We start from the raw sequence: 26,686 nt of genomic DNA on the forward strand, positions 1-26,686 counted from the left end.
CAGCCGTTAGTCCCCGCAGGCGCGGGGATCTTCCCTCGATCAGGTTGCCGAGGGCACCCTGACACTTGTCGGCTCCGCAGGCGCGGAGTCTTCCCTGGATGATGTCGAGCCCGAGAGACTGCGCCTCGTCGGCCCCGCAGGCGCGGGGATCCTCCGTTCCCCGCGTCCTTGTCACATTCGCCCATGTAGTCGGCCCCGCAGGCGCGGGAGTCTTCCCCCGTTCCCGGCGAAGAACTGGTTCGGGTCGCTGTCGGCCCCGCAGGCGCGGGGATCTTCCGCTGGCCGAGTCGCAGGGCGCTCAGATCGCAGGGCCGGCCCCGCAGGCGCCGGGATCTTCCATCCGGGTCGTAGTCGGGGCATCAGCCGCCGTGACTGGCCCCGCAGGCGCTGGGATCTTCCGTACTGGATGGGCCCACACGCCGGTGTCCGCACCGCCTGCCTGCCCCGCAGGTGTGGGGATCTGCCTGCCGGCGCCACCAATCCGATGACTTTCGTCGCGTCGGCCCCGCGAGCGCGGGGATCCTCCCATCACCGCCAGTCGGGTCTGGCGCCGGTTACAGTTGGCCCCACAGGCGCGAGGATCTTCCGTTCACGCTGGACGAGGCCCAAACTAAGGAAAAAGTCGGCCCCGCCAGCGCGGGGATCTTCCGCTGTTCTGTCTGACACGGTCCGTCGTCAGCCGTTAGTCCCCGCAGGCGCGGGGATCTTCCCTCGATCAGGTTGCCGAGGGCACCCTGACACTTGCCGGGGCCCCGCAGGCGCGGGCGTCTTCCGAGCTGGTACTGGTTGGGGAAGAACAGCACCTCGTCGGCCCCGCAAGTGCGGGGCGGCTTCCCAGCATGAAGGTGATCGCCGCTTCGGCCTTCTTGTCGGCCCCGCACGCGCGCGGATCTTCCATGCACCATCAGCTCGCTGTAGACCGGATGCCCGTCGGCCCCGCAGGTGCGGGGTGTTCACTGCCGGGGGGATGCCTGGCGCGCTGTTACCGTCAGCCCTGCAAGCGAGGGGATCTTCCGATCCAGGACACGTTCAACCAGAGCATCGACGTGCAGGCCCCGTAGGCGCGGGGATTTTCCCGTCGGCACGCTGATGGCGATTGCCGTTCAGACGTCGGCCCCCGCAGGCGCGGGGATCTTCCCCCGTGGAAGAACTGCGCGAGCTCTTCGCCCGTGTCGACCCCGCAAACGCGAGGATCTTTCCCGGCTCATGGATGAGCACTTATCCCACGTCGACCCGCGGGCGCGGGGATCTTCCTGTCCTGGTGGAGTGGCTGGCCCGGAACGAGCTGTCAGCCCCGCAGGCGCGGGGATCTTTCCTCCACGACATCCAAATCCTGTGCCGGTCCCGCGTCGGCCCCGCAGCCGCAGGGATTTCCTGCAGCGGTGACGAGGCGGCCTTGCTTCCGGCAGTCGACCCCGCACACGCAGGGATCTTCCCTCGTCCCCGGTCGCGAGCAACACGTCGGGGTTGTGGGCCCCGCATGCGCGGGAGTCTTCCTCGCCAGCGGCGGTCGACGTGGCAGGTGTGCTTGTCGGCCCCGCAGGCGCAGGGGTCTTTCTTCCCTCCGCGAGACCCGCGCTGCGCTCGTCGACTACGTCGGCCCCGCCAGCGCGGAGGTCTTCCGCGGTTCCGCACTGCGCGGTACGCCCGGAACTGGTCGGCCCCGCAGGGGCGGGGGTCTTCCCATGCCGTCGTTGGTGTCGGTCTACGGGTATCCGTCGGCTCCGCAGGCGCGGGGGGGGCTTCCCGGCTCATCACTTGGATTGGAGAGGGACTCCTTCCGTGGCCGGCCCCGCAAGCGCAGGGGTCTTCCCTCCTGCAGCTCCGCAACGGTGAACGGCATGGTGTAGGCCCCGCAGGCGCGGGAGCTTCCTCGCGAGACGGGCAGCGCCTTGACCGGTCATGTCGGCCCGGCACGCGCGGGGATCTTCCGTACACCATCAGCTCGCTGTAGACCGGATGCCCGTCGGTCCCGCAGGCGCGGGGATCTTCGTGTCGTTCAACTCGCCGTCCGGCGCGGACCTGGTCGGTCCCGCAAACGCGGGATCTTCCCATTCCCAGCGGCCACAGCCACGCATAGGCTGCGTCTGCCCGGCAGACGCGGGTATCTCCTTCGATGTTGCCGGTGGTGCCTTCGGTCCGGGAGTCGGCTCCGCAGGCGTAGAGATCTTCCGAAGCCGCCGGCGTAGAGCATTGCGATTCGCGCGTCAGCCCGCAGGCGCGAGGATCTTCCCTACCAGCAGGCCATGGGCGAACTCCAGCCGAGGTACGCGCCCACGCGTTGCTGCCCGATGCGCGACGTATGCTCCGAAGGCGCGGGTCTTCCCTACGAGTAGGGCACCAATGGCGCCCCACTTATCGCTTCCAAAGGCCCAACAGCCTGACACCCATCGTCTTATAGTTCGAGGCCGGCTTGCGCCACGCCACCGAGCAGCCCACGTTTGGCCCACTCGTAACACGCATGGCCTTGCCCTGAATAATCGCGAATGTCAGGTTTTGGGCATGACAAAACGCGACATCCCCTCATGGCCGACGCCGAGACGCTCCGGATCCGCCACGAGCACCTACTTCGACACAGTCGTCAGCGCGCCCACGTCCCAGCCAGTCGAGGAGCGGGAGCTGACGTGGTACCAGCACGCGATTGCGTTCAACGACATGAAGTGGCCATTCCTGCAGTGCGGTTCACGTCGCAGCTATGCAGAGTGTCTGGCCACCGTCACTGCGGGCATCGTCACGAGCGAGGTCGGCGCGCCCAACCCAAGAACGCTGTTCCGTGCGCTGGCTAGTTGGTCGTTCAACAAGACCGCCAGGGAAGCCGGCCCTCCACCGAGTATGTACACCGACGCGATCACCTGGATCGAACAACGCTCACGCCCGCTGACCGACCTGCTGGATCCCCGGATCGCGCGCGCGGCGTTCGCGACGACCCTGACCACGCTGGACGGTCGGCCGTACTCGACGAAGGCCCGCCGCAACAAGCGCTCGGTACTCGTCTCAGCACTCAACTACGCAGTAGAGCTGGAGTTGCTCGATCGCAATCCGATGGACCGGATCAAAGACGCCATGACCTGGCGCGCGGCGGGCGTCGACCGGCGCAGCGTAGTCAACCCAGACCAAGCCAGGGCTCTTCTGGACGCCGTCGCCGCTCAAGGGCTCCCGGGCAAACGTCTGGTCGCGTTCTTCGCAACCATGTACTTCGCCGCCTTGCGGCCCAGCGAGATCCTGGCCCTCCGGATCGATGACTGCCTGCTGCCGGAGTCCGGATGGGGCTGGCTTACCCTGGACGGCGCCACGCCGTACACCGGCCCCGCCTGGACCGACAACGCAACCGGGCACCAGCGCAAGTCTCTCAAGCACCGCGTAGATGGCGACGAGCGCCACGTTCCGGCCCATCCCGAACTGGTCAGGCATTTACACGCGCACATCGCCGCGTTCGGCATCACCGACGATGGCCGGCTGTTCCGTAACACGCGGGACCTGCCGTACACCTACGCCTCCTACAACAAGGTCTGGCACGCCGCACGCAACGTCGCTCTCACCCCTCCACAAGTCCGGTCTCCATTGGGCAGACGCCCTTATGACTTGCGACACGCCGCGGTCTCGACCTGGCTGAACGCCGGTGTGGCAGCTGCACAGGTCGCGGTATGGGCCGGCCACAGCGTGAAGATGCTGCTGGATGTCTACGCGAAGTGCTTAGACGGTCAGGAAGAAGCCGCAATGGCGCTGATCGAGACGCGGCTGGGCCCCGCCGGCACGTAGTCTCGGACTCCTGCCCCGGGCCCACAAGATCATTACGCAGAGATTCCGAGCTCTCCACCAAGCCAGGTTCGAAGGCAGATCGAAGTGAGACAAAGATCTTCGTAAGGGGTTCCGAATATCTGCACCCAGCCATGCAGCGGAGCGTCCGAGACGGACGCTCCGCCACGGATTCGGGCGAGCATCGGCCGTAACCACTGAGACGGACATACGGAACGAAGCTACTCAAGAATGCGCGCAGCAGTCCTTTGCGCCGCACGGTGTCGGGCGTGGCCTGTAGGAACAGCTGTACAGCAGTAGCGCCTCCAGGAGCAGGCGGGGCTTAGCTGCGGCTGCGCCCGAATCATTCCACGGTGCCGGCGTCTAGCAAAGCACGTCGTCCACGAACACGCAGTCACGATAGGTATGGCCGCCAGAATCGACAGACTCGATGCCAGATCGTTCCCTTTCCGTTAGAAGAGTAATCGATCACACCAAAGGTTGATCCTTTCGGCGTGTCGCCCATCAGCGCCGCTTTCGAGATGTGACGGTTACTCGCGAGACGTTCGGTGGACACGCGGCAGCGAAAGGCACGGCGGTGAGGGACGAGACCTGGAAGTCGCTGGTTACGGCCGCGACCGCTATCTGCGGCCTCGTCGGTGGATGCTCCGATGCCACGCAGAAGGCCGCACCGATCCCGACACCGGCTTCGTCCACACTGCCAACGGATTCGACGGCAGCGGCAAAGCAGGCCATCCTCGCTGGCTACAGCGGGATGTGGAGCGACTACGAGAAAGACGAGCTGACCGCGAACTGGGAGCACCCGACTGTGGTGAACCACGCGACCAGCAAGGCTCTGCTATCACTCGACGAGAGCCTCGCGGCGGACCATCACTTCGGGTGGATCGGCAAAGGGCACGCCATGCTGCACCCGGCCGTAGTCTCCATGACGCCGAGCACTTATCCGACGGCTGCAAGCGTGATGGACTGCGCCGATCTTACGAATTTCTTGAAGTATGTCGCAGCCACCGGCGCCCTGAAGGATTCGGCCCCAGGCGGCACGCACCTCGTGCAAGCCCAGATGACATTCAAGGACGGGGTCTGGAAGGTCTCGGATATCACGATGGGTCAGCCCGGATCGTGCTGAAGAGAGTATCGGTTGGCGTGCTCCCGTTACTGGCTGCGATTCTCGTCTCGCCTAACGCGAACGCGAGCGGCAACACCGTCAACGAGAAGAACCAGTCGCCCACTGATACCAATACCGTGGTCAGCCATGTCTGCCAGCAGGATCCAAGCAGCGCATTCTGCCAGTACAAGATGACGGTCGCGCCTCCCGTCCACAAAGCCGTTCCGAAAGAGCCGTCGCCCCCTCCTCCACCACCTCCAAGCTGCGGCTACGGGGCGACATTCCAGTACACGCCTCCTCCCGCGATTCAGCAGGATGGGACGGTCGGATCGCAACCGGTCGATGTCCAAATGGCCGAATCGTGCCCAGACGGTGCCACCAACGTCGGACCACCGATCAACCTTCTACCGGTAACGCCGACAAGCCCTGCGGCAGCGGCGAAATCCCTCGCTGACCAGACCTACGCGACCCTGCGCATACTGGCCCCGCCAATCGTGATGGCCCCGGCCACCGACGCAACGCAGTACGTCGGTATGCCGCTATGGGCCTGGTCCCCGGCCTCAGCTTGGAAACCGAAGGCGACGACCGCGACAGCTGGTGGCGTAACGCTGACTATGACCACGGCACCGGTCGTCTCGGACTGGTCGATGGGCGACGGTGGCTCGATGACGTGCAGCGGACCCGGAACTCCGTATCCGGCCACCCGGCCGGCGGGCGACCTGCCTCAGTCGCCGGACTGCGGCTACACGTACTCCACACCATCGTCCTCGCAACCCGACAGCAGGTTCCCTGTGTCGGTGACGACGCACTGGAAGGTGACATGGTCGACGTCCGGCGGCCTATCGGGGGCCGAACCCGACCTGACCGCGACAGCCACTACACGCGTGAAGGTCTCCGAGATCCAGGCTCTCGTGACCAACGTCCATCCCTGATAGCTCCGCAGTGATTCGTCAACATCGAGGTCTTGTTTCCGTGCCACCGTTCAGCGTGCCTTCCCGCAGCCGGGAGAAAGTCCCACCTGCGCGTACTCCTATCGACCCCGTCCGGGCCGCATCACCGAAGCGGCTGCGCAGCATCCCGCGCGCCGCGACGGGAGCAGTGGTGACGCTCGGCTCGATTGGCGTGCTGGGCATGTTGTTCTTGAAGGTCGGTGGCCGGATTCCGGTTCTCGTCGTCGCGCAGTCGGTACCAGCGGGCCAGGTCCTCACCGCGCCAGACCTGCAGGTCGTGGAGATCGCACCTGGAACGTTGACCGGCATTGTGCCATCCGAGCGCGAAGCGACGATCCTCGGTCAGCCCGCAGCCGTACCTTTGGTGCCCGGCGAGGTGCTGACGCAGTCGCTCATCGGCGTGGCACAGTTCCCACCCACCGATCAGGCCGTCGCCTCGATGCACCTGAAATCCGGCTCCTTCCCGCCCGATCTGACGCCGGGAAGCCACGTGCAGGTCGTTGCACCGTCCGCATCTCCGACGAGTCCCGTGCAGATCGTCGCGGACACTGCGACGGTCACGAAGATCTCCACGCCCGACGACCAGGGTTCGGCAGTCGTCAGTGTCCTAACGGACCCGACCTCTGCGCAGCATGTCGGCGCGGCCCAGACAGACACGCTTGCGCTGGTGCTCCAGCCGGCGGGAGGCTGACGTGCTAATCGGCCTGTGTTCGTTAAAGTCCTCGCCCGGCGTCACCACGACCGCCATCGCGCTGGCTGCAGCGTGGCCAGCCACTGATCCGAAGCCGACCATCATCGAATCGGACGCACATGGCGGCGACATCGCAGTGCGCTTCCATGTTGCAGAGGACCCCGGGCTCCGCTCACTTGCCGCTGCTTCGCGGTTGAAGCCAGACGCGGCGCTCCTTCATGCTCACACGCGGCGCCTCGGACCGGCCGCACTCCCCATGGTCACCGCGCCCCATGAGACGGAGCAGGCACGGCACGCGGTGACCGCGCTGAACGGGCTCTTGGACCTGCTACGGGAGACACCCGAGCCGGCCCTACTAGACCTGGGCCAAATCGACCCGAAGGATCTGAACACCGCTGACCTCCTCACCAACTGCGCAGTCGTGCTGGTTGTCAGCCGTTCGGCACCGGATCAGGTGCAACGTGTCCAGTCGGCTGCTCAGGACCTGCTAGCCGTGAACAAGAGCACCAAGGTCGTCCTGGTCGGCGGCGGGAAGGCCAGGGAGATCCACAACCTGACCGGGCTCCCTATCGCCGCGACGATTCCGTCCATCGCCGTCTCCGGATCGATCCTCACCCGCTGGTCGGAGCGGAAGGCGAGGCAGTCCTTCGGCACCCAAGCGGACGGCCTCGCATCTCAGCTCGCGCTTCTCCGACCCACCGATACCAATGCCAGGAGCCTGATCCACCGATGACCGCTGACGCCCTCACCGCTCGACACGTTCCATCGCAGGGGACGAAGGCAGAGGCCAACCCCGATGTAGCGCCCACGCTGATTCGCAACGTCAGGAATCGCCTGAGAGAGCAAGTGCGAGTCGAGGAGGCTGCAATCGACGGCCACATCGACAAGCGTCGCCGTGACGAGATCGCCGAGGCGTTCCTCGGCGAGGAGTTAGAGGCGTATGCCCGCTCCGAGCTAGCCGCCGGCCGACCGCTGCCGGATGCAGAATCCGAGCGCTCCTGGGCGAAAGAGGCGCGCAACCACCTCTTCGGTCTCGGTGGTCTGCAGCCCTATCTGGACATGCCGGACGTCGAGAACATCAACACCCACGGCTGCGACAAGATCTTCCTCCGACTCAGCGGCAACCGGCGGGCCCGCGGTGAATGGCCCGTCGCACGCTCCGACAAGGAGCTGATCGAGCTGATTCGTGAGATCGCCGCACACTCCGGGGAGGAAGAACGGCTGTTCAGTCGTCGCTCCCCGCTACTTGACCTGCAACTGCCAGATGGCTCCCGGTTGAACGCTTCGGGCTGGGTCGTCGACCGCCCGAGCCTGAGCATCAGGATCCATCGGTTCCCCACAGCGACCATGGCAACGATGGTGGAGCTCGGCGTCATGGACCCCGACCTCGCGGCCTTCCTTGCCGCGGCTGTGAAGGCTCGGATGAATATTTTGGTATCCGGTGGCCCAGAGACTGGCAAAACGACGTTGCTCCGTGCGCTCGCGTCGGAGATCCCGCTGTGGGAAAGCCTGGTGACGATCGAGGACAGCCGAGAGTTGAACCTCGGCGCCGATCCAGAGCAGCACCCCGACGTCAAGTCCTTCCAGGCCCGCCTGGACAACATCGAGGGCGAAGGCGCGGTCAGCTTGGCCGACCTGGCGCGCAATGCGCTTCGGATGGCACCGGACCGAGTGATCGTCGGCGAGGTACGCGGCGAAGAGATCCTGCCCATGTTCGCGGCGATGTCCCAGGGCTCTGACGGCTCGATGGCAACAATCCACGCTTCCAGCTCACGCCAAGCTCTCATGCGGATCGCCGCCTACGCGGCGAAGGGACCGGAAGGGCTGCGTCTGGAAGAGGCGAACCTCTACGCGGCCTCTGCCATCGACTTAATCGTGCAGCTGGACTACACCGACGACCTGACCACCCGCGTCGTAGCCTCGATCCGAGAGATCGTCGACGCGGACGGGTCGCAGCTGATCACGAACGAGGTCTACCGTCCGGACCCGGCAGGACGTGCCGAGCCGACCGGAGCGCTGACCGCCGCCCGGGCCAAGCGACTGGAGGCCGCCGGGCTCGATCGGCGGATCCTGGTCGCCCGAAATCCGTGGTGATCAGTGTGGGGAACGGAACTCTGCTGCTGACCGTCGGGAGTGCGACGTTCACTCTCCTTGCCGGCCTTTTCCTATTTGTGTCGGCCTTCCGCGAACCGACGATCCGAGACGCCGGGAGCGCGTGGCATCGGCGCCTCGACCTGCGCTCGGTGATCCGCCAGCCCATGAGGCTCACCGTGTCGGTAGGCGTCGGCCTGGCAGCCGGGTTGTTCACCGGTTGGCCGGTGGCCGCGCTCGCCGTCACATGCGGGGTCTGGTTCGCGCCGGTGCTAGCTGGCGAGGACGTCGCCGAAAAGTCCCGGATTGCAAACGTCGAGGGCTTGGCCAACTGGTCCGAGCTGCTGCGGGACACGCTGTCGTCGTCCGCTGGGCTTGAGCAAGCCGTTCTGGCCTCGACCTCCGTCGCCCCGAAGGCACTGGCCGAGCCGATGGCGACCCTCGGAGCGGACCTACGCTCACGCCAACCATTCAGCGATGCGATGACGGCGCTCGGCGACCGGCTGGCGGACCCGATCGCCGACCAGGTGGTGATGGCCCTGGTCAATGCCCAACGCAACCAGGCGAAGAACCTCGCCGACCTGCTTGGCGAACTGGCCGCTGCCGCTCGCGCCCAGGTGACTCTGGCGGTGCAAGTCGATGCCGAACGTGCACAGCACCGCACGACGCAGCGCGGCGTCATCGGGATTTTTTTCGTAATCGCCTTCGGCCTGGAGCTGTTCGAACCGAAGTTCCTCCAGCCCTACGGAACCTTCTCCGGTCAGATGGTGATGCTCGTCATCGTCGCCGGGTTCGCAGCGTCGTTTGCGTGGATGCGTGTGATCACGCGGCCGAAGCCACTCCCCCGGCTGCTGGTCGGCGACGACTGGAAAGGCCGATAGATGCTGACACTCCTCCTCGCGGCTGCCGGCCTCGGTGTCGGTTTGTGGCTGATGATCGCCGGCTTGTTTCCGGCCGCACTGTCTGTGACGGAGATCCTGGCTCGGGCGCAAGCCGGGACACCAGCCCCGCAGTCAGCTCAGGCCTCGTTCTCGCAGGCCTCCACGTTGAGTCGTCTCGGAAGACGCGCGGTCAGGCCACTGCAGCGCGTCGGTGTTCCAGGAGATCGGGTACGTACCGAGCTAGAGCTGATGGAACGCTCGGTCGAGCAGGTGCTGTCGGACAAGGCCGTGGCCGCCGTTTTCGGGACGATGATCCCCGTCGCGTCGCTGCTGACACTGGCCACACTCGGAATCCACCTAGATGTAGCAGAAGTCGCGGCAGGCTCAGCCGTGCTGGGCGCGGCGGGCTTCTTCATCTTCGACCTGACTGTTCACACCGACGCCGAGGAGTTCCGCCGTTCCGCACGTCTGGCTGTCCGTGTGTTCCTGGACCAAGCGGTTACCTCGCTGGCCGGAGGTGGCGGCATCGAGCAGTCGATGGTCGCCGCCGCAGCCGACGGACGGGGCCCGATGTTCCGACGCATCCGAGACGCCTTGGACGCCGCGCAGTTGCACCGTGAGAGCGCCTGGCCCCACCTTGACCGGCTCGGTCGCGAGGTAGGAATCGAGGAACTGTCCGAGCTCGCGGCGGCCGGAACGCTGGCCGGCACCGAAGGCGCGAAGGTGAAGTCATCCCTGGCTGCCAAGGCCCGTTCCATGCGCGAGCGCGAACTCGCCTGCTGCGTCGCTCAGGCCAAATCCGCAACGACACGCCTGGCCATGCCCGGAGCTCTGATGGGGATGATGTTCATCCTCTTCCTCATCTACCCGGTGCTGATCGCGGCCTCCAGACACGCCTGACTACTTATCCACAACCTGTTGAAAACGCACACGAGGAAGTTGCCCCATGAAGAGCCACCTGTCCAAGACCGCAACCCGCCTGTGGATCGGTATCAAGGTCCGCAACGCCGCGCTCCACGAGCGGTTCCACGAGGACGCCGGCAACTCCACGTTGGAGATGTGCATCTGGATCGGCATCATCATGTTCATCGCCATTACGGTCGGCGAGATCGTCAAGAACCTGGTGATCAGCAAAGCTCAGAGCCTGCACTTCTGAGCCGATGCGACTACTTGCTGTACTCCGTGACGACGACGGCTCCACCACGCTGGAGGCTGTGATCAATATGCCAGTGCTGGTCTTGGCCATCATGCTGATTGTGCAGGGTGGCGCCTACTTCCACGCCCAGCAGATCGCTCAGCTCGTCGCTGACCGAGCCGTCGCCGCAGCGCGCAGCTACGAGGGATCTTCCCAGTTCGGCCAATCTGAGGCTGAGCACGTGCTGCACCTCGTCGGCGACGGAACACTGACCAATGCCCAAGTGCAGGTGGGGCGGGGCGGCCGCGCCGTGACTGTGACAGTCGCAGCGGACGTGCCGCACTTCCTGCCGTACTTTCCGAGCCGCGTCATCGTTGCCTCGTCCGGACCGACTGAGCAGTACTCACAGGCAGACCGTCATGGGTGAGCCGCTCGATCCCGAGGCAGGTTCGATCACGCTAGAGCTGGCCATTCTGGTTCCGTCACTGATGATCTTCTTTCTGGTCCTGGTCACCGTCGCACGATTCGAATCGGCACAGATGCACGTCGACACCGCAGCCTCGATGGCAGCTCGTACGGCATCGCTGGCCCGAAGCCCCGACGACGCGCGGGCGGACGCCGAGGCCGAGGTCAAACAGTCGCTGGCGAGCTCCGGCGTCGCCTGCACAACTCGAGAAGTCCACATCGACCTTTCGTCGTTCCGAGCAGGCGGGACAGTAAAGGTGGCTGTGACCTGCCACGCCGAACTCGGAGACCTCGCAGGCATGGGCTATCTCCCGCTCAACACCGCGATCACCGGGTCGTCCTCCGAGCCAATCGACAGATTCCGGCAGGTCACGGAATGAGCCTTCGGCAGCTCCGGAACAACGACGAAGGCTTCGCGACGCTGTTCGTCGTCATCATGGCCACCGCGCTGATGCTTGTGATCGGGCTCGTGGTGGACGGTGGGGCGGTCGCGTCCGCTCGCGCCGAGGCTTTGGACGAGGCCACCGCCGCCGGGCGGGCTGCCGCGCAGATGATCGATGCCGACACGTTGCTGCGGGACAACACAGTGATTCTGAACCCGGAAGCGGCGAAGAAGGCAGCGCAGGACTACATCGCCTCCACCGGCGACAAAGCAACTGTCCACATCGAGCAGGAGCTGCCTGGGACCGTCGAAACGGGCGCGGCGACATCTGGGCCGTCGGTGACGGTGTCCGTGACACGGACGGTCAAGACCCAGTTCTTGTTCATGGTCGGGTTCAGCTCCATCAGCCAGACCGTCACCGCGACCGTGCGGCCCGAGACCGGGAGGCTTTCGTGAGCCTGCTTGGGCGACTGGCCAGGGCCGTCGCGGCGCTGGCCGTCACCGTCGGGATCAGCGCCGGGGTTCCCTGGGCGCTACTGACGTACATCGGGAGCCCGATCCCGAAGCGCGTGCCGACGACGGCGACGGTCAGCAACTGGCTGTCCACCCGAGTCGACATCCACGTGTTCCTCGCAATCGTCGTGTACTTGCTGTGGCTGGTCTGGGTGGTGTTCGTCGTCCAGATCGCCGTACAGATCCCGGGCGTCATCGCCGACCTGTTGCGCGTGGTCCGGCACCGTGAGCCGCTGCGTCGTGATATGGCCGGCGGCCCCGGCGGAACGCTGGTGCGCGGGCTCATCGCGGCGTTCACCATCGCGTTGATCACGCCGCGGTCCGTCGCCCCGCAAGCTGTGGCGAAAGCCGCCGTCGACTTCCACGTCGGCACGGTGCGGCCGGTCTCTGTGGCTCCAGCAGTCCCCGGTGCCCGGGAGGAGGCGAAACCTTCGGAGGCCGTCGTTACGGAGACCACGGAAGCGCAAAACGCCTACACCGTGGTTCACGGCGACACCCTGTGGGACATCGCCGAACATCACCTGGGGAAGGCGAACCGCTGGCTGGAGATCTTCGATCTCAACCGAGGCCGACAGCAGAGCGACGGGCGTGCACTCACCGATCCAAAGGTGATCGTCCCCGGTTGGGTCCTGGAACTGCCGGATACCGAAGCCACTCCGGCAGCCGTGGCCTCGAACACCGCGTACGCGCAGGCGCTCTCGTCCTCAGCGCACACCTCCATTGCTGCGCCGCATTCGATCACAGTCCCGGCTCCACCTCCCCTGACACTCCAGCCGCAGGCAGCTCAGCACGCACCGGCTACTGACAGGGCGGTGGTGGTCCGCACTCAGCACCATGTCGCTCCGAGAGACCGGACTGGCATCGAGCTCCCGGGCGGCGGCTACGTTGGCATCGAACTCGCCTCGGGTGTTGCAGCCGCTCTCGCGTTCGTCAGACTGCGGAACCGTTCACTGGACAGATTCCGCGATATTGCCCAAGCGTGCGGCGTTGACGCCCCGCCACTGGAGCCGCGCGAAGCCGTGGCCGTCCTCGAACGGGACCACTATCTGACACTGTGCGCACCGGGACGCGGATACTTTCAGGACGAGCAGGACTTCGTCACCGATCCGTACGTCGACGACGAGCTGCTGCCTGCCGACGGCATCGAGATGACAGCCGCTGGCGAGCCGGCCCTGACCGAGGTCCCCGACGACTCACACGATCGGTCACCCCACGCCCCCTCGCTCTCGTCGCTGATGAAGTCCCTCGACGCGGCGACCGACGTTTGCATCGGTACACGTGGGAACACCGCCATCTCCTTGGACACGGCAGCCCCGGGTGGATTGGGCTTGGCCGGCGACAAGGCTCTGGAGGTCGCCCGCGCGCTTCTGGTATCTGCACTGGCAGCTGGCGGAGCCGGCGAGACCCGCCAGACCGCTGAAGTCCGACTCACTGGTGATCTGCTGCAACGCCTACTCGGACCAAGCACCGTACTTCCCGAAACACCTCGGCTCGTCGTGGCCAAGAATCCTGAGGATCTGCTCGCGACGCTTTCGATCGAGATGAACGCACGTCAGCAAATCGTCGCCGAGTACGGCTACAACGACGCCGACGAGGTCCGGCGTTACGCACACGAGCAGCCCTTCGTTCCGCTGGTCGTCCTCGCCGATGAGGCAACATCCGGGATGGCTGGTCTCGAAGCACTGGCTGCCGCCAGCCGCACCGTCGATATCCGCGTCGTCGGTCTCGGCTCATGGAACGCCGCCACAACGCTCTACGCCAACGATGCGGCGGCGAACGTGACTGGCGCTGGATCCGCCGAACTCGCTGGGCTTCGCGCGTTCACACTCTCGGCAGATGAGGCCTGCGAACTGCTGCGAGCCATCCTGCCGCCCGAGCCAACGACGTCCGAGCCCTTCACAGACGCCGAGGCCGCCGCCTCGCTGGCACCTCGAACGCTCACAAAGGAAGAAGAAATCTGGGGACCAACCACCCCACCGCGGCCTGAGCGCGCCGCCTGCCGAGTCCAGGCCCCGCCCGGAACCCTGGTCCTGAACCTGATGGGCCCGTTCTCAGCAGCGATCGACGGCCGCGACGTCAGCAAGACCATCCGTGTCGGCTCCCGCACCTTCCTGCTCTACCTCTCCCTACACCCGCGCGGCGTCGCCCGAGCAAACATGGCCGAGACCCTGTGGCCCAACGTCGAGCAGAAGCTCCGAACTACCAGCTTCGACTCAGCGCTATCCATCGCCCGCAAGCAACTACGAGAGGCCGCAGGCGCGACCGCCGACTTCATCACTGGTGAACGCGGCAGCGGCATCGTCCGCCTCAACCCGGCCGCAGTCACGACCGACTTCGCGTACTTCGACAGCCTCATCGCCAAGGCAGCCACCGCTCACCAGGACGAAGACAAGACCGGCCTGATGGAGGCAGCCTGCGCACTCTACCGAGGGCCGATCGACGAGAGCATCAAGGCCGACTGGCTCCTCGAACACCGCGAGGGACGCCTCCGTGCCTACCGCGACGCCGCCGGCGACCTCGCCCGCATCTACAGCCATGACGATCCCGACCGTTGCCTGGCCACACTCAACGCGCTGCTGGAACAGGACCTACTCAACGAGGACCTGTACCGTCGCATTATGAGAGCCCAGGCAAGCCTCGGCCGCCGCGATGCCGTCCGCCGGACTCTCAATCTGCTCGACGTACGGTACGAGGCGGCAGGGTTCGAGGTCGATCCGAGCACGTACACGTTGGCAGACCAGTTGACGCGCCGCCCGCCGTCACGATGAGTAGCTGTGATTGAAGCAACCGAACGCGGACAGCCCAAGGTCGCCCATGCTTGCTGCTGAGCCGTTTCGCAGCTTTCGTGGTCGGCTGGCGGTCTCGTATGCCGGAACCCCCAGGAATCAATCGTCTAGCCGAACCTGTACGTCGAGAATTAGTACGGTCAGGAAGGCGCGCCCTGGAGCACTGTGACGATCCGCGTAACCTCGGTCGCGTAGGTCACGCCCGTACCACCGGGCAGGACGTCGTTTTGATGTGCCGAGTACCAGGTGTTCAAGCCATTGCCGAGATTCACCTTGCCCGCAGAGTCGACGGCACCGCCGAGCGTCTGAGCATTGATCAAATTCGCGTCGACCAGCTCCTGCGCAAGAATCCCCAACGCCGTGGAGTGCAGGCTATCCGAGGTCCGCCCCTTCCCCATGCTGTTGATCGCCGTTGTAACCTTGCCGGCCTCGTCCCAGAGCTTCACCTTTGAGTTCTGGGACAACAACATGTCGGACGTTGTGGTTGCATACCACGTGGTGAACTGACTGCCATCCTTGACGACGCCATCCACCACAACCCCGGGATCAACATCATTGACTGGCAGAACCCCGGTGTCCAAAACCAGTTGCGTGACGACCACCGTCGAATCCGGACTGGGTATCTTGATCGTTGCAGACGGCTGCGACCCACCGGTTTGGCTCCCGCCGCCGCACCCGGTGGTCCAAGACGCCACCACTATCACCGCAGCAACGCAGGTGAGATTACGGCGATGGATGGTAATCATCAGTGAAGCTCCAGCGCGTTCGTAAATTCATTGACATATTCCTGTAGCGAACGCGGTGTGAGCGCTTTGTCGAGAGCGTCTGGGTGTGGGGGCGCCGGCGGGCCCAGGACTAGCTTCGATCCAAGCGTGCCATACCAGGTTTGAAACGCGGTGTTGTCTTGCACCTTGCCGTCCACGACGACACCGGGGCTGAGCATGTCAGGTGTTAACCGTCCGGAGTCCAGGGCTCCTTGAGCCACCAGAACCTGCATATGCTGGATCTGGTTGATGTCGTCCTGATGGGTGCCCAGCGCTACCGTCGCGGTGTGCGACTGGTCGAATAGTTGGTGGAGCAGGCCACCGTCGGTCGTCGGCGGGGATCCAGCCAGTGGCTGCAGGAAGCCGTCGACCGTCTGCGCGATGCCCAGTGCTTCCCCGCCGGGTGCGTTGCCGAGGGCGCCGGTGAGCATGTTGAACACCATTACGTGATTGGCTGCCATAGCGTCCGCATGCCCGGCCGCGTCGAGCTGCTGTTTATCGATGACCGCTTGAGTGGCGATGATGAGTTGTGAGTAGGGCTGCGTCCAGTCGCTCTTCGGGCCATCCTGGATGGCAGCCTGCACCAGCCCTGTATACGATCCCTGAAGCCAACCCCGGTAGGCGGCAGCGTTCTTCGGATCCGCCAGAGCCAGGCTGAGAAAGGACTTCAATTCATCCTGGGTTACAGTGAAGTTGTAGAAGGGTGCATTTGGGCCGTACTGCACCGTTGATAGGCCGTCGCTGCTACCCTGAGTAGACAACGCCAGATCTAGCGAGTTGTTACTCGCGAAGTGAATGAGCGCCTGCGTGATGGACTCCGGCAGCGGCCCAACCTCGGCTGGCATAGAAGGATCCGACGGATCCCACCCGTGGAACGCCGCAGCCGCCCGGACCACGTTCAGCGCAGCCTGGATCTCCTGCATCGCCACAGGATCGGAGCCGCGCTTTCCCATCAGGCCGGCGTTCAGGAAAGCCGAAATCGCCGCCGGGTCCGTGAACTTCGGCCCCACGGTGTTCGTGTAGGAGCCGCCGACGGTGCCGACCTGCTCCTTTAGCGAGACCGATCCTTGCAACAGCTCTGTAGCCAGTTGCTGCCCTTCGGCGCTGGAAAGAGCCAGGCGAACGGCGTCGCCGTTCTCTGCGGCGGCCTGCAGCGCTTGGGTCAGGGCCGTGTTGTAGCTGATTGGGTCGCTGTAGGTGTTCGTATTCACGAGCTTCGTCACCAGGTCGCTCAGGAACATGGCGCCGGGGCCCTTCCCGAACGCCTGCCCACCGCCGGCTGCGGCCACGACGGTACTGAGCCCGAGCAGGTCCGAGACGCTGCTGGCGGCGACCACCGAGGCCATGCTCCCGGCATCCGCGGCCTTCGCAGCGGCCTGGCCAAGCTGTGTGAGCAGCGCCTGGTCCGCTGGCGGCAGGCTTCCGTCCGGCAACCTGTCGTGACTGAGTAGATAGGCCGGGAACTTGCCCACTAGCGGCCCGAACGCAACCCAGAAGTCCGGGTTTCCGCCGTAGGCGTTGAGCATGTTCTCGACCTCGGTGCTCAGCACGTCTGGCGGGATGGCTCCCTTGTCGCCGGCCAGAGCCGACCTGACCGCATCCACCTGGGCGTTGTACCGGTCCATCCCCATACTCGCCAAGCCGGCCAGATCCGCCAGGCTCCCGCCGTTGGCGACTATGGCCGCGTCGAAATCATTGAAACTCGTCGCCGCGAGCTTGGCCGCCACGCCGCGCAGGTCCTGATCCGCCACTGCCAGCTTGTTCGCGCACGTCCGCTTCGCCGTGTCGTGCTCGGCCGACGCGTCACTGGCCTGGGATGCCAGCAGCGTCGACAGCCCATCCGGTGTTGTAGACGCCTGCGCCTGCAGATTCGACTGGACCTTGGCGAACGCGGCCTTGCCGTCGCGCAGAGCCTGGGCATAGGCCCGAACGGCGTCTGCGGCGTCGGTGTAGGCGCTGGTCATCTGATCGAGCATCGCCGGTAGAGGACCAAGTGTGTTGCGGAACGCGTCGGCACTCCTACCGAGCCACAGCGACAGGTTCGGATCGGCCAGCAGACTGGCGATGCCGAGGCGGACTTCCGTAACGTCGCCCTCGCGCTTGACCAGGTTGGCAACGACAGTGTCGAACTGAGCCGGATCCCCGTCCCAGGGGTCGTAGGTGGGCAGCGTCGTGGTGCCGTCGGGATCGATTGGCTTCAAAACGACGCCGCCAATCGACCGTGCGGCACCGAAGGAGCCGCTCGCGCGATGTCGCCATCCGCCTTCTCGGCGGCTTGTGCAGCTTGGTCGGTGTATTTGGCCAGACCTGTGAGGTAGCTGTTCAGACGGGCGCCGCAGGTGTGGTCGGTGGTGGACAGGCTCGTGAGCTCGTCCAGCATCGATCCGTCGCACACCCCTTGCCAGGACGGCATAATGGACGTTGAGAAGTCCGCGAGCAACCCTCTGAGCTGGCCTGCGAAGTCAGCTAGCGCTTGACCATCGATATATAGATCTGCCACGTTCTCCCCCGAATCACAGAAGCCTTCGAAACTCACGTTCCCGTCAGGCAGCGCCGACCAACCTAGTTGAGAACCTGACGGACTGGCAACGCCGAAACCACCATCAGTGAACGCCGGACTACGCATCCGACTACCCGTGGATGATCCACTCAGAGGATCGCCAGAAGCACGAGATACGCTCCGGCCATCAAGGGCGGCCCCGCGGCGATTCGATCGCGGCGGCCGATTCTGCGTGTAATGAGCAGCACCGCACCGAAGACACTCGTCATCAGGAATCCGACCCAGATTCCAGCCAGGCACGCTCCCCAGCTGTGCCAGGCCAGCGGCATCGCAAGTAGTCCGGCAAGTTTGGCGTCTCCTGCACCGTAGCCGAGCACGCGGCTCAGACCCGCGAGCACGATCATCACCGCCAGGCACGCGATACACGCTCGATCCCACGCCTGGAACCGGCCGTCGGCCATCGCGGGAATGAGCAACAAGGCAGCGACTGGCGGATAGGACCCGACCGTAAGGGCGTTTGGGAGGCGGTGATACCGCACGTCTACGGCAGCCAGCGTTACGCAGACCGCCGTGACGTAGGCGAGCACAGGCCACATCAGTGCCGGCGCCCCACGCAGCACCAGGCCTGCGATCAACCCGATCTCCGCAACCAGAAGCACCGGCCAACGCCGCGTCAGCACCGAAACCACAAGGTCTCGTCCCGCCGGCTTTGTCTCGGAGGCAACCGCTGCACCACTGCCGAGCGCGGGCGTGTCATCGACGGAGGTCATGACCGTGATCGCAGAATGGCGAGCGCGGCCTTACGGACACGCCCGTTCAGCGAGTGCACCAGGTTCACTACCTCCGGCATGCGCTCGATCCTCCTGCAGTCGTCGCTAACGCGGGCGGCTACTAATCCTCTTCGCGGCCGCGGACACACGGTACCCGTGGGCGTAAGCCTTGGCAGCGAGGTCGTAGTCATCGGCGGGTCGGCGCCCCAAGATGGGACTCATGAGTGAATCGGACTCGGCTCCCGATGCGATTGATGACCGTCACCGTCTCTTGAGATGGGCTGACGTTGTAGTCGGCACACATGGTGTTGAAGGCTGCGAGAAGCGCTGCGAACTCATCATTGCTGTCTCGGCCGGCTTCGGCAGTCACGATCAGCATTAGGTCCCGGTAGAGCAGTTCGGAGAACGGAACGCCAACCAGCCCTCGCGACACCGCGGCTCGTGCGGCTTCGTAGTCGCGGGCTGCCAGGTATGACTCGGCCAGAACGTGGGCGACGTCGATGACCGTGGAGACCATCGACTGACGCAATGGCTCAGCCCATCCGAAGCGGCCTGACCAAGCATCCGCGAACGGCTCTCCCCTCACCAAGATCAGCGCTTCGGAGAACCGCCCGGCCCGGCGATGCTCTTCGAAGGCTGTCCAGTCGCAGCCCATGCGACCGGTGAAGGTGAGGCGGCCGTCTGGTGTCAGGGGGAGAAATGCCGACCCGTCGGCGTCGTTGCCGAGTAGATTGCGCAGTTGAGCCAGCCCCGTACCCACGCTAGGAACGGTGGCCACCATGTCGGCGCTCATCGTCCGGATGTCCGCCCCTGGGTTCAGGCGAATGTAGGCGGCCATCTCCAGGTGTCTCGGATCGACGATCGGGGCGGTGTCCACTACATTTACGGTCCCGAAGAGATGAACGCTCGGTCGAACCGCGCCTGTAGTGGCCACAGGACGAGCTTCCAGCTTGTTCAGGCGCATCTGCTGTGACGCACCCTCAGCAAACGCCACGACGCAGTCATGCCACTCAGCGTCTTCAACGGCCTGCCCCGCTGTGGTTCCCATGATGCCCAGCAACTGACCGTACTGGCCTTCGTTTACGCGCTGCATGGTCACCGCCAGATTGAGGTCTGGCAGTAGCGCCTTGCCTTCCGCGTCAATCGTGACGCGATGCGTCCCGGCAGGGACGTCGTCGCCGACGGCGACAACAGCCGCTGCGCCGGGGCGGGGGTCGCGGCCGATTCCAGCGTTCAGACGATCGACAGCCTGCGGCGTGGTCCAGTCCGCAGTTGCCAGCACCACTTGGGAGGTAGTCGCGTCAGGATGAGTTTGGTCAATCCTCGCCGTTCGAAGCGGCTCGCTGCCCGAGCCGTCCGGAAGTACCCCGCTCACAGAGGACGTCCACTGTTCAAAGGCGGGCAACACCGTGTCCGGGTCGACGTGCACCGGGTTCGGCGTCAAATGCTCTGACAGTTCCAGGTCGGCGGACGTGACGGCAACGTATTCCGACCAGGGCAGCTCCACACCGAGCGAGCGAATGACATCGGCGGATTGCGCCCGGTCACCACCGATTTCGAGGACGCCATAATGCTCGAGGTCAACGAGGACGCCGTCGCCATCATCGGTGGTTCCGATAGTGACCAGCGCCGGGTAAGGGTGAGGCTGTTTTCTGGCAACGGCGCGCGGAAGCAGATCTGCCTTGCTCCGCGGGCACCACCATGCGGTCTCGCTGACCGCGCTGAAGGGGGCTATCGGCGGACACGGTTGAGTCAGCCTGAGTTCGACGCCATCGCTGCGCAGCAGAGCGGCGTTGGCCTCCGGTATCAGCCGGCCGGTGGTGGCGGAGTGGTGGGCCAGGGAGCGCAGGACTCGATCTAGAAACTCACGGCCAGCTGGGTCCGCCGCCGCGTGTAGTCGGTGTTCGACAGCGGCGAGGTGTGGCGGGGGCATCGCGATTCGCTGTCCGACGCGGCGCGCAACTTGCTGCAGACGCCTGCGCTCTGCCAACAGCGCCAGGAACGCAGCCGCCGAGATGGCCGAGATCCCTATTTCGATCATGGCCTGATCGGATCGATCCACCGACAAGGCTACCGACGCCGTTCCATTTGCCAGTGACGAAGACGAGATCGACGTCTCCATGCGTGTAGATCCCATCGTCGGGGCTGCCGGCGATGAGGACGGAATCGGTTCCTCAAACCGGGGTGAGCCCGTCGCCGACGATGCCGTCACAGGCGTTGTCGGTGGTGCAGGCGATGGACGGTCCTCCCTGGTCGGCACGACCGCATGCGGGATGGTCAGGTCGTCCCCGGGATAGATCAGATTCGGGTTGTCGAAATGCCCGCCATTCTGTGCGGCGCCCTTGTTGGCGTCGAAGATCACGGGCCACAAGGTGGGATCGCCATAGTCTCGTTCTGCGATGCTCGACAGGGTGTCACCAGGAACGACCTCGTGCCGGGCTTCTGGGCTCGCATGGGACGCAGTGTGCTGGAGTCCATTATCAGCGGCAGAGTGCGGTGTCGGTCCCTGATGCTCAGGTAGCAAGAGGACCCAGCCGGCGTGGATCGGTTCTCTAGGGCTGAAGACGGCCCCACCCGGCATCGTGCGGCCACGATTCTCCTGGGCGATGTCCCGCCAACGCGCACCGTCGCCGAGCTCGTGTTCCGCGATGCTCCAAAGGGTGTCCCGGTCCTGGACGGTGTAGGACCTTGTCGCTGCTGCGCGGCTCTGACCCTGCCGGCTCTCGTGTTCGATGCTGCTTGTCGTGGCAGGTGCCGGGCGCGCGGGCGCGGACGCCACGACCTGAGACCCGGGACTGTGGGTGATCGGCAGGCCGGAGGAAGAATCGGCGGCCATCGCAGACCCCGCTGCGGGCAAGATGGCCGCGATCGCAGTAAGCAGAACCGCGGCGGTGCGTTGCATGCTGCCGAGCGCCGGCAGTCGTGGGGCGCGGATACCGCGGATCGTCGCCGGGATCTGAATGATGACGGTCAGGGTGAATAGCGCCCAGGCAAGCCAGCCGACGGCCAGCATCACCAACACCAACATGTCGGAGTCGGTGCGGTGGAAGAGGTCACCTGGGTGGCTGAGCGAAGGCAGCGCCGGGGCCAGGACCCGGGTCGCCGCGAGCATCGCGATCGGGTAGCCGACGAGCATCGCGGCCAACGCGATGAGGCTTGCGAGTCCGACGAGGATCTCGGCAAATCGGCTTCGACGGGGCTGACGGGCGCTCATGGCGCGACCACCGCCGTGAGTAGCTGTGCACTCCCGTGTCCGGTAACCGACCACGAGCCGACACCGAAAGCGCCGGTGAACAGCGGCTGATAGGAGGTGTCGACGGTGACGTCGATCGACTTGCCGTCGGCGGCCGGGACGACCGTGCCGTTGACTCCGGCATTGGCCAGGAAGGTTTGGGCGGCGCTGACCGCGGCGGTCGGGTCGACAACGATGGCCGTTCCGGGTATGGCTTTCGTCGGGTCGATGGCCTGGCCTCCTGCGCGGGCTGCTTCGTTGGCTACGGCGTCGGCGTGCTCGATCGCGGCGAGTTTGCCGCCGCCGTCCACGACCAGCCCGATCATGACCGACCATCCGAAGAACATCACGGCGACCATCATCGAGATGCTGCCCCGGTCGTCGCCGGCTAGGCGGCGTAGCAGTACGCGCATTAGCGGCTCCGGTACAGATCGAGCACCGACGTGAAGGATGCAGATTCGGAGTGGGTGCCGGGTAGCGGGAGTCCCGGCACTACAAGATCAGATAGTGGGACAGTGCACGCCACAGTGACGGTGACGGTCGCGGGTTGGCCGATGGGAGCGGAGAACCCGCTGGTGTCGACGGTGACGTCCGGGACACCGGAACAGTGCAGCCCGTCGGACGAGAGGGAGGCACCTACGGCAGCACGAGCTTGAGCATCCGCGGTGACCGCATCGCGACTGATGGATGCCTGTCGTGCACCGGCCTGGGCTGCAGTGTCCAGGGCGTTGTGGTCCACGTAGATCCGTCCGGCTGCGACCGCGATAGAAAACACCATCATCACCGCAGGTGCGACAAGCACTAGTTCGATGGCTGCGCTGCCGTCATCGCGACGAAAGCGGGTCACGGGTTCGCTCCCGAGGTGAGTCGTTCGACGGGCATGTCAACAACCGCAGTCACTGACGGAGCAGCGAAGCCGAAGAGGATGGAGGGTGCATGTCCAGACACTGTGATCTGGACAGTGGTCGCCGTACTGCCGGCCGCGGAGACTTGAGCGGACAAGAGCTTGGCGTTGTTTGTGCGGTTCAGAAGGTCGTTCGCGCGATCTACCCCTGCCGCAGGCCCCGAGTTGTAAGCAGATCCAGTGCGGGCGCCTTCGGTCGCCGCGGCGATGGCGACTTCCCGCGCGAAGAACCACATGCACCCCTGCACAATCATCAGGGTGATGAGAGCGAAGGCGGGAAACAGCAGGACGGTCTCGATCGGCGCGGACCCAGAATCGTCGCTACGCATCCATTGGATGATCCGCCGTGCGGAGTGCATGAGTAGCCCCGGCCTAGTGGCTGGTGATATCGCCGGACTTGGTGGTGGCCCAGGTCGTGATGGCGGCGACTACGGTAGCGACGACACCGAGCAGGCCCAGTGTGAGCAACACCCACGGGAGGATCTCGCCGGAATCGTCGTCGCGGATTTGCCGCAGCCGAGCACGCAGCATCGTGGCCTTGACTTGCGCCTTCAACATCTTGTCGGACATCAGTGCTCCTACTCCTGGGTTGACGGTTTGGCTGTGTGAATCAGGTCGAGAGAATGCGGGAGAACGCCGGATAGCCGATGAGGATCATGAGAACCAGAGCGAGGAACGCGCCGATCATCGTGAGTCGGACAGTTGCCGCCGCGGCGTCCTCCGCCTGGGCGTTGCCCAGGGTCACCCGCAGCGCTTTGGTGCGAGCCCGCAGCGCCGTATAGACCGATGCGCCATCAGACCCGGACCAGGACATGATGTCCGCAACGTCTCGCAGCGCGCCGGCGCCTACTTCATCGGCCAGCTTGCGCAGGCCGTCCCATGGGGGCACGCGTTCCAATCGCGCATGGTGCAACGCTTCCCGTAGGCGTACGAAGACCCAGCCCTCGCCGAGCTCCGCGGCACCTTGAAGTGCGTCAGCGGCGGCCGCGTCACCAAGCCTGCGCAGCGCGACCAAGTCGAGGTATGAAGCCAAGGCCCAGTCGAATTCGCGGCGGGCCTTGCGAGCTCTGGCTGCGAGATCGTAGTCAGCCCCGAACCAAGCGACGGCGGCACCCACCACCGCAATGACCAGTGCCAGCACCGGCGGGAGTTGGAAGCCGATCAGGTAGAACATCGCCATGGCATAAGGCACACCCAGCAGCACCAGGACCGTTGAGCCGATCTTGTCAAAGAACCACAGCTCACGTGGCTTGTTGAGGATCGCCAGATCCTTGACGGGGACCGTAAGCCCAGGGAGTCCATCTGCACGTTCGGCCAGCCATGCCCCGAACCGCATGCGCAGCCCGCGATCATCGGAAGTGGGTTGCGGTGCGGTGGTCTGACGCATCCGGTCCAAGGCGGTCGTCAGTTTCGGCGGCGCAGGAAGAAACTCGGAGGTGAGCACAGCGAGACCGAGCCCAGCGACGCAGCCGGCGCCGAGGTATGGCAGCGGTATCATCAGCGACCGTCCTTCTGCAGAAGGATCCGGGGCTCCGGCGGTCCTTGGATGAGGCTGCGCATCCACCAGAAGGTTCCGAACAATGCGGCAAGACAGCCTGCAAGAACGGCTATCCCCACTGGCGACTGATAAGGCCGTACGTAACCGGTGTCCAGCGCGCCCACGCCGACGACAGCGACGAGGGTCAGCGTGAGATAGCGAACGGTGGTGCGGGACTCGCCCCGCTTGGCCTCGACTTCACGGCGCATCGCCGAGTCCTCGGACAGCGAATCAGCCAGGGAGTTCAGCGTCGCCGTGAGGCCCGGACCGCGGTCAGCCGACGCTGCGACGAGCGCAAGAACCACTGTGTCGCCTCCGACCATCGCCAGGTCATCGGCGAAGTACATCAGTGCGTCCCGCAGTGCCATCTTCGAATCCAGCCGCGCCACCAGGTCTGCGATCGCAGGTTTGATAGACGTTGGCGCGGTCGGCAGCGAATCGTGGAGCGACTGCTCCAGCCCGGCGCCGATTTGCGCCATCGCTGCCAAGCGACGCGTCCATTCTTCCAGCGCCTCCAGGCGGACAATGAACGTCTTGTCGCTGCGAGTCGGGGCCATCAACCACGGCAGGACCCATATGAAGGAGGTCAGCAGCGCTGCTGACAGCAGCAGATGGGTGGCGAGGAAGACAAGGATGAAGACCGCAGCGGCGACCCACAGTTGCCAGCGTCGGCCCAGGCTCGATTGGCGAGACAGACCGATCGCGGCCAGCGCGCGGGCAAGGCCCGAAGGCCTGGGCGGTGCGGCAGGGTCGAACTCCGTTCCCCTGATTCCAGCGACGATTACGAAGACGCCGGCGATAACCGCACCACCGGCCAGGGCCGCTATCAACGCTCCGACACCCATGTCAAACCACCTGGGTCCGGGTCTGCAACGGCTTGGCCCAGGCGCCGTACTGCCGATCCAACTCGGTGACATCGAATCCGACACGAGCCAGCGTGGATTGCAACCGGGACGATGGCTGGATGCGCGGTACGGCGCGCGGTTCTGGATCCCTGGGACCGAAGATGACGTTGGTGGCGGGCCTGCCATGGTCGCCCATGCCGGTGACTTCCAAAACGTCGGATACAAAGCGATGCCGGCTCCCGCCGATCGCGGACTCGTCCCACATCCGAACGTGGACGATGATGTCGAGGGCGTCGGCGGCGATTTCAAAGGCAAGGTCTGTGCCCATGCCACCGGGAGCGTAGCGCGCGCAGAGTGTGGCGATGCGTCGGAACACCTGCTCGGGGCGGCGGACGTGCAGGGTGCACATGGATCCGCCTTCACTGTTGAGCATGACGTCGAGCATGGGCAGGATCTCGGCGGCGCGGACCTCCCCCACGATCAGGCGGGTGAGCGACATTCTGAGTGCGGCCGGGATCAGGTCCGCGAGCGTGATCTCGCCGATGGCGCGGCCGTCGACGACTTCACCGTTGCCCGTCCGCGCCTCCATCGGCAGCACTTGGGTGTGGTAGTTGTCTTCGTGCGCGTACAGCTCGAATTCGGTCTCGAGCGTCGCGAACCGTTCGCTAGCGGGGATCTCAGCGATCAGGGCACGAAGAAGGCTGGTCTTGCCGACACCCTGGCTGCCGCAGATCATGACGTTGAGACGAGCGCGGACGCAGGCGGACAAGAACCCGGCTAGAACGCTGTCGATCGCCCCGAGCCTGATCAGGTCGTCGAGGGTAATGGCGAGCGTTCGGTGGCGACGGATCGTGACGTACGGGCGGGGGGTGACATGTGTGATCGCCTGCAGACGTGAACCGTCGCCGAGTCGGAGACCGAGCAGAGGCTGCGCGGTGGACAGCACCCGCTCGCTGTTGCCGTTGGTACGAGCCAGGTCTTGGACGAGCTCGATGAGGTCGGCATCGGTGTCAGCCAACGGCCCGATCTGGACCATCGGGCCGTTCCCCGGATCGACCCAGGTCTGGCCGCCGTTGACGAAGATGTTCTCGATGCGCTCGTCTTGCAGCAGCGGTTCCAGACGACCATGACGGAACGCCCTGTTGAACACTGCGTCGGAATAGGCACGCTCTTCAGCGTCGCTGAGCTGACGTCCAGTGGCCTGCGCGTGCCTCACCGACCAGTTGTAGACCAACGAGTTGATGACAGCACGGCCACGCTGCTCGCGATCCTCCGGCGAGAGCCGGGTGAATTCAGGGTCATTGGAAAGTTGATCGGCCAGTGACTGGTGAAGAGAACGCACCTGTTCGTGGTCGATCACGAGCTGAACCGGGGCAGGC

The 26,686-nt window shown here is 65.1% G+C and carries 25 protein-coding genes and 1 CRISPR repeat array (1 of these 26 cut by a window edge); of the genes, 13 read left to right on the forward strand and 12 right to left on the reverse strand.

Annotation, left to right across the window (positions count from 1 at the left end):
- Positions 1-35: direct repeats of the CRISPR family, unit length 28 nt; it begins 2,319 nt to the left of the window's first position.
- A gap of 2,467 nt (positions 36-2,502) precedes the next feature.
- From KGQ19_RS00565 to KGQ19_RS00625, 13 genes are all read left to right on the forward strand, one after another.
- A complete protein-coding gene (locus tag KGQ19_RS00565; protein WP_212007017.1) occupies positions 2,503-3,759 on the forward strand; it encodes a tyrosine-type recombinase/integrase in 1,257 nt (418 codons plus the stop codon).
- A 574-nt stretch (positions 3,760-4,333) separates the two neighbouring features.
- Positions 4,334-4,882 carry a hypothetical protein gene (locus tag KGQ19_RS00570; protein WP_212007018.1) on the forward strand — a complete coding sequence of 183 codons (549 nt, stop codon included), beginning with the start codon at positions 4,334-4,336 and terminating at the stop codon, positions 4,880-4,882.
- Positions 4,876-5,793, forward strand: a complete 918-nt coding sequence (locus KGQ19_RS00575) for a hypothetical protein (protein WP_212007019.1) — start codon at positions 4,876-4,878, stop codon at positions 5,791-5,793. Before KGQ19_RS00570 ends, KGQ19_RS00575 begins: the two co-directional genes overlap by 7 nt.
- Before the next feature lie 169 nt (positions 5,794-5,962).
- Positions 5,963-6,502, forward strand: coding sequence for an SAF domain-containing protein (locus KGQ19_RS00580; protein ID WP_212007020.1), 540 nt, complete (start codon positions 5,963-5,965; stop codon positions 6,500-6,502).
- Position 6,503: 1 nt separating this feature from the next.
- Positions 6,504-7,235: a hypothetical protein gene (locus tag KGQ19_RS00585; RefSeq protein WP_212007021.1), complete on the forward strand. Its 732-nt coding sequence runs from the start codon at positions 6,504-6,506 to the stop codon at positions 7,233-7,235.
- A complete protein-coding gene (locus tag KGQ19_RS00590; RefSeq protein WP_212007022.1) occupies positions 7,232-8,596 on the forward strand; it encodes a TadA family conjugal transfer-associated ATPase in 1,365 nt (454 codons plus the stop codon). Before KGQ19_RS00585 ends, KGQ19_RS00590 begins: the two co-directional genes overlap by 4 nt.
- Positions 8,590-9,474: a type II secretion system F family protein gene (locus tag KGQ19_RS00595; protein ID WP_212007023.1), complete on the forward strand. Its 885-nt coding sequence runs from the start codon at positions 8,590-8,592 to the stop codon at positions 9,472-9,474. The genes KGQ19_RS00590 and KGQ19_RS00595 overlap by 7 nt, the downstream gene beginning before the upstream one ends.
- Positions 9,475-10,374, forward strand: a complete 900-nt coding sequence (locus tag KGQ19_RS00600) for a type II secretion system F family protein (RefSeq protein WP_212007024.1) — start codon at positions 9,475-9,477, stop codon at positions 10,372-10,374.
- Between the two features lie 46 nt (positions 10,375-10,420).
- On the forward strand, positions 10,421-10,630 hold the full coding sequence (locus KGQ19_RS00605; RefSeq protein ID WP_212007025.1) for a hypothetical protein: 210 nt from the start codon (positions 10,421-10,423) through the stop codon (positions 10,628-10,630).
- Positions 10,631-10,634: 4 nt separating this feature from the next.
- Entirely contained in the window at positions 10,635-11,036 is a 402-nt protein-coding gene (locus KGQ19_RS00610) for a TadE family protein (RefSeq protein WP_268907651.1), read from the forward strand.
- Positions 11,029-11,454, forward strand: a complete 426-nt coding sequence (locus KGQ19_RS00615) for a TadE/TadG family type IV pilus assembly protein (RefSeq protein ID WP_212007027.1) — start codon at positions 11,029-11,031, stop codon at positions 11,452-11,454. Before KGQ19_RS00610 ends, KGQ19_RS00615 begins: the two co-directional genes overlap by 8 nt.
- On the forward strand, positions 11,451-11,912 hold the full coding sequence (locus KGQ19_RS00620; RefSeq protein ID WP_212007028.1) for a hypothetical protein: 462 nt from the start codon (positions 11,451-11,453) through the stop codon (positions 11,910-11,912). Before KGQ19_RS00615 ends, KGQ19_RS00620 begins: the two co-directional genes overlap by 4 nt.
- On the forward strand, positions 11,909-14,737 hold the full coding sequence (locus KGQ19_RS00625; protein WP_212007029.1) for a BTAD domain-containing putative transcriptional regulator: 2,829 nt from the start codon (positions 11,909-11,911) through the stop codon (positions 14,735-14,737). The genes KGQ19_RS00620 and KGQ19_RS00625 overlap by 4 nt, the downstream gene beginning before the upstream one ends.
- Before the next feature lie 158 nt (positions 14,738-14,895).
- Here the strand turns inward: KGQ19_RS00625 and KGQ19_RS00630 are convergent, their stop codons facing one another.
- From KGQ19_RS00630 to KGQ19_RS00685, 12 genes are all read right to left on the reverse strand, one after another.
- On the reverse strand, positions 14,896-15,501 hold the full coding sequence (locus tag KGQ19_RS00630) for a hypothetical protein (RefSeq protein WP_212007030.1): 606 nt from the start codon (positions 15,499-15,501) through the stop codon (positions 14,896-14,898).
- A complete protein-coding gene (locus KGQ19_RS00635; protein WP_212007031.1) occupies positions 15,501-17,720 on the reverse strand; it encodes a hypothetical protein in 2,220 nt (739 codons plus the stop codon). The genes KGQ19_RS00630 and KGQ19_RS00635 overlap by 1 nt, the downstream gene beginning before the upstream one ends.
- Complete coding sequence (locus tag KGQ19_RS00640) at positions 17,717-17,899, reverse strand: hypothetical protein (RefSeq protein WP_212007032.1); 183 nt, start codon at positions 17,897-17,899, stop codon at positions 17,717-17,719. The genes KGQ19_RS00635 and KGQ19_RS00640 overlap by 4 nt, the downstream gene beginning before the upstream one ends.
- Positions 17,900-18,168: 269 nt before the next feature.
- Positions 18,169-18,789 carry a prepilin peptidase gene (locus KGQ19_RS00645; protein ID WP_212007033.1) on the reverse strand — a complete coding sequence of 207 codons (621 nt, stop codon included), beginning with the start codon at positions 18,787-18,789 and terminating at the stop codon, positions 18,169-18,171.
- Between the two features lie 187 nt (positions 18,790-18,976).
- Positions 18,977-22,003, reverse strand: coding sequence for a LysM peptidoglycan-binding domain-containing protein (locus tag KGQ19_RS00650; protein WP_212007034.1), 3,027 nt, complete (start codon positions 22,001-22,003; stop codon positions 18,977-18,979).
- Complete coding sequence (locus KGQ19_RS00655) at positions 22,000-22,434, reverse strand: pilus assembly protein TadG-related protein (RefSeq protein WP_212007035.1); 435 nt, start codon at positions 22,432-22,434, stop codon at positions 22,000-22,002. The genes KGQ19_RS00650 and KGQ19_RS00655 overlap by 4 nt, the downstream gene beginning before the upstream one ends.
- Positions 22,434-22,868 (reverse strand): TadE/TadG family type IV pilus assembly protein, encoded by a 435-nt coding sequence (locus KGQ19_RS00660; RefSeq protein WP_212007036.1) that lies wholly within the window; start codon positions 22,866-22,868, stop codon positions 22,434-22,436. The genes KGQ19_RS00655 and KGQ19_RS00660 overlap by 1 nt, the downstream gene beginning before the upstream one ends.
- Complete coding sequence (locus KGQ19_RS00665) at positions 22,865-23,254, reverse strand: TadE family protein (RefSeq protein WP_212007037.1); 390 nt, start codon at positions 23,252-23,254, stop codon at positions 22,865-22,867. The genes KGQ19_RS00660 and KGQ19_RS00665 overlap by 4 nt, the downstream gene beginning before the upstream one ends.
- A gap of 43 nt (positions 23,255-23,297) precedes the next feature.
- The gene (locus KGQ19_RS00670) at positions 23,298-23,495 is read right to left on the reverse strand and encodes a hypothetical protein (RefSeq protein WP_212007038.1); all 198 of its coding nucleotides are present in this window, start codon (positions 23,493-23,495) and stop codon (positions 23,298-23,300) included.
- 40 nt (positions 23,496-23,535) lie between these two features.
- Positions 23,536-24,423: a hypothetical protein gene (locus tag KGQ19_RS00675; RefSeq protein WP_212007039.1), complete on the reverse strand. Its 888-nt coding sequence runs from the start codon at positions 24,421-24,423 to the stop codon at positions 23,536-23,538.
- Positions 24,423-25,307, reverse strand: a complete 885-nt coding sequence (locus tag KGQ19_RS00680; RefSeq protein WP_212007040.1) for a type II secretion system F family protein — start codon at positions 25,305-25,307, stop codon at positions 24,423-24,425. Before KGQ19_RS00680 ends, KGQ19_RS00675 begins: the two co-directional genes overlap by 1 nt.
- A 1-nt stretch (position 25,308) precedes the next feature.
- Entirely contained in the window at positions 25,309-26,667 is a 1,359-nt protein-coding gene (locus tag KGQ19_RS00685) for a TadA family conjugal transfer-associated ATPase (protein ID WP_212007041.1), read from the reverse strand.
- Between the last annotated feature and the right edge of the window lie 19 nt (positions 26,668-26,686).

The sequence above is a fragment of the Catenulispora pinistramenti genome (assembly GCF_018274385.1).
GTDB lineage: Bacteria > Actinomycetota > Actinomycetes > Streptomycetales > Catenulisporaceae > Catenulispora > Catenulispora pinistramenti.

Excerpts from the sequence above, each read along its gene's own strand:
- KGQ19_RS00565 (WP_212007017.1), top strand. The coding sequence starts at position 2,503 with ATGACAAAACGCGACATCCCCTCATGGCCGACGCCGAGACGCTCCGGA.
- KGQ19_RS00590 (WP_212007022.1), top strand. The coding sequence starts at position 7,232 with ATGACCGCTGACGCCCTCACCGCTCGACACGTTCCATCGCAGGGGACG.
- KGQ19_RS00600 (WP_212007024.1), top strand. The coding sequence starts at position 9,475 with ATGCTGACACTCCTCCTCGCGGCTGCCGGCCTCGGTGTCGGTTTGTGG.
- KGQ19_RS00605 (WP_212007025.1), top strand. The coding sequence starts at position 10,421 with ATGAAGAGCCACCTGTCCAAGACCGCAACCCGCCTGTGGATCGGTATC.
- KGQ19_RS00610 (WP_268907651.1), top strand. The coding sequence starts at position 10,635 with ATGCGACTACTTGCTGTACTCCGTGACGACGACGGCTCCACCACGCTG.
- KGQ19_RS00615 (WP_212007027.1), top strand. The coding sequence starts at position 11,029 with ATGGGTGAGCCGCTCGATCCCGAGGCAGGTTCGATCACGCTAGAGCTG.
- KGQ19_RS00620 (WP_212007028.1), top strand. The coding sequence starts at position 11,451 with ATGAGCCTTCGGCAGCTCCGGAACAACGACGAAGGCTTCGCGACGCTG.
- KGQ19_RS00630 (WP_212007030.1), bottom strand. The coding sequence starts at position 15,501 with ATGATTACCATCCATCGCCGTAATCTCACCTGCGTTGCTGCGGTGATA.
- KGQ19_RS00640 (WP_212007032.1), bottom strand. The coding sequence starts at position 17,899 with ATGCTGGACGAGCTCACGAGCCTGTCCACCACCGACCACACCTGCGGC.
- KGQ19_RS00645 (WP_212007033.1), bottom strand. The coding sequence starts at position 18,789 with ATGACCTCCGTCGATGACACGCCCGCGCTCGGCAGTGGTGCAGCGGTT.
- KGQ19_RS00650 (WP_212007034.1), bottom strand. The coding sequence starts at position 22,003 with ATGAGCGCCCGTCAGCCCCGTCGAAGCCGATTTGCCGAGATCCTCGTC.
- KGQ19_RS00655 (WP_212007035.1), bottom strand. The coding sequence starts at position 22,434 with ATGCGCGTACTGCTACGCCGCCTAGCCGGCGACGACCGGGGCAGCATC.
- KGQ19_RS00665 (WP_212007037.1), bottom strand. The coding sequence starts at position 23,254 with ATGCGTAGCGACGATTCTGGGTCCGCGCCGATCGAGACCGTCCTGCTG.
- KGQ19_RS00670 (WP_212007038.1), bottom strand. The coding sequence starts at position 23,495 with ATGTCCGACAAGATGTTGAAGGCGCAAGTCAAGGCCACGATGCTGCGT.
- KGQ19_RS00675 (WP_212007039.1), bottom strand. The coding sequence starts at position 24,423 with ATGATACCGCTGCCATACCTCGGCGCCGGCTGCGTCGCTGGGCTCGGT.
- KGQ19_RS00680 (WP_212007040.1), bottom strand. The coding sequence starts at position 25,307 with ATGGGTGTCGGAGCGTTGATAGCGGCCCTGGCCGGTGGTGCGGTTATC.